Below are 3,432 nucleotides of genomic sequence, written 5' to 3' on the forward strand. Positions count from 1 at the left end.
AGAAATTCGTCGTGCCGATACCGAGGCGAGAAGCAAGATCGTCTATATGGCTTGAGTGCATCGTTCGGACGAAAAACGTCTGGGTTTGAGGATGACGTAAGATGATCAATCCAATGTCTGGATACCAGCCCTATGCATGGGCCAGCAGCGCAGGAAATGTTCTCCCCGGGGGGGTATCTTTGGCCTCGATTATGACGCTGGTTCTGATGGAACGGCATGACATTTACCAGAATCAAATCCGCTCTCAAATCGACGATATGCAGGCGCGCAACAATTTGCTGAAAGATATGGATGAGGCGTTGGCTGCCCTGCGTACCAATCGACCTACCGATGAGAAGACGGTTAAAGACTACGGCAGCTTCGTCGATTCGCAAGGCAAGACTCAGGACGTGTTTGAATGGATGCAGGCAAACGGCATCTCCATCGAGACGGAGAATTCCGACAAGAGAGGTGTGCAGTCGCAGTTTGACGCTGCCACCAGCAACCTTAAGGCGGCGATTGACAGTGCCAATAGCGAAGGGCAGATGGCGTTGATTTTTCTGCAAGGGCTGCTTGATAAGCTCAATCAGGTTGCTGAACTGATGTCTAACCTCCTTTCGAGAGATCAAAAGATCAAGGAGGTGATCATTGGCAACTCTCGTTAAGAGACGGCAACACATGAGTAGTACAGGACGGCGGCAGTCATCCCAGTTCTGCCCACCCGTTCTCACAGTTGCAATGAATGCAAGTGCGGCGGTGGATGGAAAGTTGAATGGATGCGCATTCTCCGCGGGAACGCCGTTTCCTCAATGTCTAGCAAGACCTTGCTGACGTTCCTTGGTCTACTGCTTACCCGATGTGCCGGCTCCGACTCGATTGCTGAACGCGGTGTTCTGCTGGCTTCGCCAAGTGTCGGCTGGCATGCGTCGGAGCCCTCCTTCTCAGCGGGGAAACCGCAAGCACGTAGCTTTGAACTGCTGGCACAGCCGTCGACCCGGCCGGTCACCGCCTCGGTGGAGCGGCGGCTGCCGGTCACCTCCGACAGCACTCGCGTGAGCCTCGACTACGCCAATGCCGATATTCGGCAAGTTGTGAATGACGTCGTGGGCGACATTATGAGCATGCCTGTCATCATCGATCCGGGCGTTGGGGGAAAAATGACACTTCGGACCTCGGGCAAAGTCCCCGTGAGTGATGTGCCGCGATTACTCGACCAAGCGCTAGCACCATACGGCTACGGACTGGCCGTGGTTGACCGCGGAGTTCGGGTGGGGCGCTTGGTCGATCTCGCCGGCGGAGTACGAAGCGATGTTCAAGTGATTCCCGTGCGCTATGTCGATCCAGCCGATGTCATCAAGGTGATCCGACCAAACGTCGAGGAGAGCGTGCGTCTGACACCCGCGCCGGGAGAACAAGGTATTGCCATAAGTGGACCGCCCGGCTCGGTGAGTTCCGTGCGCGAACTCATCGGTTTACTTGACAACGATGCTATGGCTCACAAATCGTTTGCGCTGTATACGCTGGCTCATGCGAGTCCGGCCGCCGTAGAGCGAGAACTCAGCTTCTTGTTCAACCAGAATGACCAGGGCAGAGTGCGCGTTCGGCTTGCGCCACTCGAGCGGCTGAACGGCATTCTTGTGGTAGCGGACGACCCTGTGCTACTTGAGCAAGTTCGTCGGGCTATCGCCAAGCTGGATAAGACGTCGGAGGCGGCGGCAAACGTTCACGTGCGTCCACTTCGGTACCGAAGGGCTACGGAAGTGGCGCAGGTGCTAGCACGAATCTTTGGCGCTCAGCCGCCCAGTGTCGTATCTCGCGCGCAGCCCGCGGGAGAGTTTGGGAAGTTGTCAATCGGAAGCGCATCCGATCGATCGAGTTTGCCCCTAAACGTTCCCGGCCTGTCGGACGAAAGATCGGATGCGGCCGCGTCAGCAACCCAAGCAAAGGACGATGCGGCGGTCCCCGCAGTCAGTCTTGGCCTGTCGGCGCCGGTCCAGATCCAGGCAGACCCCAGCCAAAATGCACTCGTGATCTTAGCAACGCCGACCGACTACAAAATCATCGAAGCCGCAGTTCATCGGCTTGATGTCAAGCCGCGGCAGGTCCTGATCCAGGTCATTGTCGCGGAGGTGCGGTTGAGCGATCATTTGCGATACGGTGTCGACTATCTTCTTTCCTCTCTGGATTTGGGTGCCGTTCCACAAGGTGGTTTGTCCTATGTGTTCCCAAATAGGGATGTCAACGTTGTGCTACGCGCGCTAAGCGGCCTCGGGGACGTCAAGGTCGTATCGGCGCCACGTATTCTCACAGTTGACAACCAAACTGCGACCATTGAAGTGGGCGATCAGGTTCCGGTCCTCGCGCGATCCTCACAATCCACGCTAAGCCAGAGTTCATCGATCGTGAGCGACGTCGAACTGCGCGACACGGGGGTCATTTTGGCCGTAACACCTCGCATCGGCGCCGGGGGTAGCGTGACGCTCGACATCTTTCAGGAGGTCAGTACGGCGAACAAGAACACACTGACCAACGTCCAATCCCCGGTCATTTCGGTACGTCGCCTCCAAAGCACCGTATCGACACGAAACGGCGATACGATCGCGATCGGCGGTTTGATGCAGGATAGCACCAACCGGATGGATTCCGGGGCTCCCGTGCTGAAGGACATTCCGTTGTTGGGACCTCTATTCGGCAGCACGGAGCACGCCAAGGACCGAACCGAGCTCTTGGTGTTACTGAATCCTCGGGTGGTTGAGAGTGGCGCCGATGCGCGTGCTTTGACTGAGGAGTTGCGGGAGAAGTTCGAATCGCTAGCCCCCGATCTCGGCCGCCACCTGACGCCCCAACGTAGGCGTCGTTCTCAGGCCACGGCTTTGAGGGCTTGGGCGCGGCAGGCGCAGGGCAGAAACTGTGCGAGGTCGCGGTGGGGATGTCCGTTGGTGACCTCAAACAGGACGTCAGAGTTAGGCAAGCGGATCGACTGAAATGGACCCGCGGAGCGGGACCGGTTGAACCGGCTTGTTAGTTGGAAACTGATCGCTCCTGATCCTTTTCTATCACGCAGCCAGAGATTCTGTCTGCTGCTGTTGCTGTGGGCATGTGGTCAACGCGTCAGCGTTGTCCACCATGTCCACAGCCTTGTCGGCGTGCATCCGTTCGCGCCAGATCGGCATCGGGGTGCGATAGCCGTGCGCCTGATGAAGGCGACGATCGTTGTAGAAGGCGATCCAGCTTGCGACCCCTGCCTTGGCCTCGCGGCCGTCGGCATAGCCTCTGAGATAGATGTCCTCATGCTTGAGCGACCGCCTCAGCCGCTCGATGAAGACGTTGTCCATCCAGCGACCGCGGCCATCCATGGAGATCCTGATCCCTAGCGCCCGTCAACGCGCCGGTGAAGGCCGCACTGGTGAATTGGCTGCCCTGGTCGGTGTTGAATATCTCCGGCGTGCCATA

General features: G+C 57.9%; 2 protein-coding genes and 1 pseudogene. 2 read left to right on the forward strand and 1 reads right to left on the reverse strand.

Annotation, left to right across the window (positions count from 1 at the left end; genetic code table 11):
* Positions 1-101 precede the first annotated feature (101 nt).
* Together CWO89_RS42035 and CWO89_RS42040 are read left to right on the forward strand one after the other, a co-directional pair.
* Positions 102-644 (forward strand): hypothetical protein, encoded by a 543-nt coding sequence (locus CWO89_RS42035; RefSeq protein ID WP_130231697.1) that lies wholly within the window; start codon positions 102-104, stop codon positions 642-644.
* Between the two features lie 144 nt (positions 645-788).
* On the forward strand, positions 789-2,963 hold the full coding sequence (locus tag CWO89_RS42040) for a secretin GspD/PilQ domain-containing protein (protein WP_165435644.1): 2,175 nt from the start codon (positions 789-791) through the stop codon (positions 2,961-2,963).
* Positions 2,964-3,035: 72 nt separating this feature from the next.
* Here CWO89_RS42040 and CWO89_RS42045 read toward each other — a convergent pair.
* A pseudogene (locus CWO89_RS42045) lies at positions 3,036-3,432 on the reverse strand (transposase); the annotation flags it as partial.

Origin of the sequence: Bradyrhizobium sp. Leo170 (assembly GCF_004296405.1) — a bacterium.
In the GTDB taxonomy this organism is placed as follows: Bacteria; Pseudomonadota; Alphaproteobacteria; order Rhizobiales; family Xanthobacteraceae; genus Bradyrhizobium.

Bases quoted from the DNA above. Each gene is read 5' to 3' on its own strand.
- CWO89_RS42035 (WP_130231697.1), top strand. From the start codon at position 102: ATGATCAATCCAATGTCTGGATACCAGCCCTATGCATGGGCCAGCAGC.
- CWO89_RS42040 (WP_165435644.1), top strand. From the start codon at position 789: ATGTCTAGCAAGACCTTGCTGACGTTCCTTGGTCTACTGCTTACCCGA.